We start from the raw sequence: 4814 nt of genomic DNA, 5'->3' as shown, positions 1-4814 counted from the left end.
CCGCCTCTCCCTGTCGATCGGATCAGTTGGTCTGCATGCGGATGCCGAACCGGAACGACCGGCCGAGGAGGTCCGAATAGGTCGAATTCGCAGCCAGCCCGGTTTCCGGCAGGAGCATCGGCCAGCGATCGAACACGTTCGTGACATTGACGAAGAACTGCGCCTCTGCCCCGCCCATGTCGATCTTCTGCGTCAGGTTCAGATCGGCATAGAACAGCCCCGATGCACGGTTCTGGTCGTAGGTGAAGAAATTGGGGTCGTTCGCCGGGCAATTGTTCGAACATTCGATGCCGTTGGCGACATATTTGCCCGCGCTGACCCCGCGACCGATCGCGGTGATCGAGAAGCTGGGCGTGTCATAGGCGGCGGTCGCGCGGAAAATCCACGTCGGCGTGGTCGACTGCCCGCCGTTCACGCCCACCGAATTGAGTACCACCGTCCCCGGCACGCCGCTGTCGAAGCGGTTCTCGATATAGCGGGTCGCCACGCCGCGCAGCGTGAAGGTGCCGTCGCTGTTCGCGAAGACCTTGTCCAGCGGCAGGCGGTAGCTGGCGTCGATGTCGACGCCGCGCACCTTCTGCGTGGCCGCGTTGAACGGCTGGTTGCGGATGATGAGGTACGGCTGCGCCGGGTTCTGCGTGCGCGCCGCATCGATCGAGATCGCATCGCAGAACGCCTGCTGGTTCTGGAAGCACAGGTTCACGATCTGCTGCGCGCTGAACGTGCTGATGCCGTTGTCGATCTTGATGTCGAAATAGTCGACCGACATGTTGAAGCCCGGCAGGAAGCGCGGTGACAGCACCACGCCGGCATTCCACTGATTCGCCACTTCCGCGCGCAAGTTGGGATTGCCGGTGCCGAAGCCGGAATAGCTGTAGCCCGACTGCGGCGGCTGACCCGCCGGCACGAACGCCGGGCTGCTGCCGGGGAAGCCCGGGTTGGTCACGGCGTCGCTGTTGGCGGTACCCGCCTGGTACAGCTCGTTCAGGTTGGGTGCGCGGATGTCGCGCGACCGGGTCACGCGGAACCGGATGTCGTCGATCGGCTGCCACGTCGCGCCCGCCTTCCACGTTGTGACATAGCCCGCGGTCGAATAGCGCGTCGCGCGCGCCGCACCGTTGAACTCGATCCCCAGGCCCAGCGGCACGACGGTTTCGAGATACGCTTCCTTGACGTCGTAGCTGCCGTTGGTGGGCAGGTAATTGCCCACCGACCAGCGGTTCGTCGCGCCCGTCAGCGCGCCGGCGGCATTGCGAATCGGCACCGGCTGGAATTGGTCCGGGACGAAGCCGGTGATCTTCTCCTTCCGATATTCCGCGCCCACCGCGACGCTCACGTCCCCGGCCCAGGTACGGAACGGGTTGAACGACACGTTGAAGCCGGCGTTATACTGCTCGACCACCTCGTCGCGATACGGGTCGCCCAGGACGTAGTTGATCGCCGCGGGATCGGCGACACCTATCCCCAGCCGGTTGAGCGGGACGCAGGCACGGTCGTCGTTGGTCGCGCTGGCATCGACGTTGATCGCGCACTGAATCGACCCCGCGGCATACCCATTGGCATTGCCCGCCGGCGCAAACACCGCCGCGGTCGCGTTGTTCATCCGCGCAACGTTCATGATGTTGCGCAGCTGCTCGCGCAGTTCGGCGCGGCCGTACTGGGCATAGACGTTCCAGGTCGCGGGGCTGCCGAACGCTTCGGTCTCACCGTTCGCGCCGACCGCGTAACGCTGCACCGCGCGACGGTTGTCGACCGCGCGGAACGGCAGGTCGGCAGCGGTGGTCGCCACCGTCACGCTGGTGATCCCGCGCAGCGCCGCCGGGCCGAGCGTGTTGTAGAGGAAGGCGTTGCAGGTCGCCGGCGCCGCGGCCGCGCTGGCCGCCGTCCCGCATCCCGTGGCGTTCAGGACGATGCCGGTCGCCAGATTGGGACCGGCGTTGAAGAAGATCTTCTGCCGGTTGTATGACCCTTCGGCGAACAGCTCGATGCCGTCGCCGACCTCGTAGCTAAGCCGGCCGAACAGGCCGTAGCGGTCGTCTTCGGGGGCAAGGCCGATGCGCCGGCCCGAATCGTTGACCTGCCACGACCCGCCCTGTGTCAGCGACGGTGCCGCACTGCCGGTCGGAGACGGGAAGGTCAGCGCCCCGTACTGATATTGCAGCGGCTGCCCGTTCGCCCCGAAATAGATGCCGCGCAGGCTGTTGGCGGCGATTCCCGATCCGGTTGCGGCGGCGGAATTGGTGATGAGGCCGCCCGGCGTAGAATTGGCAGCGCCCACCTGCCGGCGGATCAGGTAGCGCGGGGTCGTGCTGCTGGTGGTCCAGTTCGGGTCTTGGATGCGGACGTAGCCGGTAGCGTTCCAGTCGCGATCGACCTGGAAGATTCCGTCGGCGTGCGCGACCTCACCCGACAGCAGGATGTGCCCGCGCCCGTCGCTGCCGAACGACGTACCCGCCGCGACCGCCATCGAGTAATTGTAGCCGTCGCCCTTGTCGGTGACGCCATTGTCGATCTGGACCTTCAGCCCCTTGTACTTCTTGTCGAGGACGAAGTTGACGACGCCCGCCACCGCGTCCGACCCATAAGCGGAGGAGGCGCCGCCGGTGACGACCTCGACGCTCTTCACCAGCATCTGCGGGATGGTGTTGACGTCGACCAGCCCGGTCACCGTCGACCCGACCGAGCGCCGCCCGTCGAGCAGCACCAGCGTCCGCTCCGAACCCAGGTTGCGCAGGTTCAGCGCGTTGATGCCCGCCTGCCCGCTCGACAGGTTGAGCCGCGAGTTGGACGGGCGCGTCGAACCGGCCATCGACGGCAGCTGGTTGACGAAATCGGCGATGTTGTTCGACGGCGAGCTGTTCTGGATATCCTCCAGCGTCAGCACCGTCAGTGGGGTCGGCGACTGGAAACCGTCGCGGACGATGCGCGTGCCGGTGACGACGACGTCGGGACCGGCCGGCTCCGGACCGGTCGTCGGCTCGGGCGTCTGGACGGTCGCCGTGCTGCTCGGCTGCGTCTGCGCCGTCGCCGGAACGGCCAGCGCCAGCGCCGCCAGGCTGCTGAACCCGAAGAGAAAAGCCTTGCGGCGCTCGAACTGCCTTTGAACCGTCATTAAAGCCCCCTATTGGCGCGCTGGCCGCCCGTTCGGCGGCCTTGCTGTGGCGCCTCCCGCGACGACATCGTCCCGCTGTCCGGTCGTTTTCTGCCGGATTCCTGACGGGTGTCGGAACCGGAAGGTGCCGGTCGCGGTCAATCAGCGTCAAGCGCTCCGTCGCTTCCATCGCTTCGCCAGACCATAGACGCGGCCTATACCATCGCACATCGGCAGCCGCCGAACGACATGCCATAGCCATGCCTTATGCCCGGCCCACCGCTTGTCATATGGACGGCGCGCCACGCCGCGCATTAGCCTTGGCCGGCACAGCAGCGGAAGCCATGCCCATGTTCGCCCGCCCCTCCCCTACCCGCACCCTGTGCGACCGCCGCTCGGTGCTGCTCGGCTCGGTCGCGATCGCCGCGCTGGCCCCCGCCTGCCGCGCCCGTGCGGGGGCGGAGCGGTCGCCCGCCGCATCGGCGGCGGTGCGCCGCGTCACCGTCGCCGGGCCGGGCGCCCCGATCGAGATCGTCGACGACCGGCTGGGCGTGCCGCACATCCGCGCCGGCTCGATCCCCGACGCCTTTTTCGGGCAGGGCTATGTCGTCGCACGCGACCGGCTGTTCCAGATCGATTTCGGCCACCGGCGCGAGATGGGGCGGATGGCGGAGGCGTTCGGCGCCGATTTCGCGCGCTATGACGCCAATGCGCTGCTGTTCCATTATCGGGGCGATCTGGATGCCGAACTGGCGCGCGTGCCGGCCGACGTGCTGGCCTGCGCGCGCGCCTATTGCGCCGGGATCAATGCACGCATCGATGAAGTGACCGCCGATCCGTCGCTGCTACCCGCGGAATATACGATCCTGAACGTGCGCCCGCTGCGCTGGGACGTGCGCGACCTGGTGCTGGCGCGCGGCGCGTCGATCGGCAATGTCGATGACGAGATCCGCCGCGCGCGGCTCGCCGCGCTGGGGCTGCTGGACCTGGACGCGGTCGTCGCGCCGCTGCGCCCGGCGCACGTCATGCGCATCCCCGCCGGGCTGGACGTCGCCGCGGTGTCCGAAGCGGACATGGGCGTCCTGAACCTCGGCGCGTTGCCGTTCGGACCGGAAACCCCGGTGCGCGATCCCGCCGGCCCCGGATCGCCGCTGGAACGCGCCAACGCCGGCAGCAACGCCTGGACCGTCGCGCCGTCGCGCAGCGCCACCGGCCGCCCGATCCTGGCCAACGATCCGCATCTGGGCATCGGCGGGTTCGGCCCGCGCCATGTCGCGCACCTGACCGCGCCGGGGCTGGACGTGATCGGCGGCGGCGCGCCCGGCCTGCCCGGCATCATGCAGGGGCATACCGACCGGTTCGCGTTCGGCCGCACCAATTTCCATATCGACCAGCAGGACCTGTTCGTCCTGGAACTCCACCCGGAGGACGCCGAACGCTATCGCCACGCCGGGGTCTGGAAACGCTTCGACAAGGTGGAAGTGGAGATCGCGGTGAAGGGCGCCGCGCCGCAATCCGCCACCCTGCGCTATGCGGCGCAGGGGCCGGTCATCAGCCACGATCCGGGCAAGCGCCGCGCGACCGTGCTGGGGTCGATCGGGATGCAGCCGGGCGGCAGCGGCGCCTTCTCGATGATCGCGATCAACCTGGCGAAGGACTGGGTATCGCTGAAACAGGCGTTCCGCCTGCACCCGTCGCCCACCAATTTCCACTATGCCGACAC

General features: G+C 68.0%; 2 protein-coding genes. One reads left to right on the top strand and one right to left on the bottom strand.

Annotated elements, in window-relative coordinates; genetic code table 11:
- Positions 1 to 22: 22 nt before the first annotated feature.
- On the bottom strand, positions 23 to 3112 hold the full coding sequence (locus tag AX685_RS05345; RefSeq protein ID WP_066486205.1) for a TonB-dependent receptor plug domain-containing protein: 3090 nt from the start codon (positions 3110 to 3112) through the stop codon (positions 23 to 25).
- A 323-nt stretch (positions 3113 to 3435) separates the two neighbouring features.
- Between AX685_RS05345 and AX685_RS05340 the strand changes: the two genes are divergently transcribed.
- Positions 3436 to 4814, top strand: a 1379-nt coding sequence (locus tag AX685_RS05340) for a penicillin acylase family protein (protein ID WP_231738574.1), incomplete at its 3' end; no start/stop codon positions are given.

Source organism: Sphingomonas sp. CCH9-F2 (assembly GCF_001556735.1).
Lineage (GTDB): Bacteria > Pseudomonadota > Alphaproteobacteria > Sphingomonadales > Sphingomonadaceae > Sphingomonas > Sphingomonas ginsenosidimutans.
Note: the sequence above shows the minus strand (reverse complement) of the source record. Positions and strands in the feature narration are given on the sequence as shown.

Coding starts and splice junctions, on each gene's coding strand:
- AX685_RS05345 (WP_066486205.1), bottom strand. CDS start 3,112: ATGACGGTTCAAAGGCAGTTCGAGCGCCGCAAGGCTTTTCTCTTCGGG.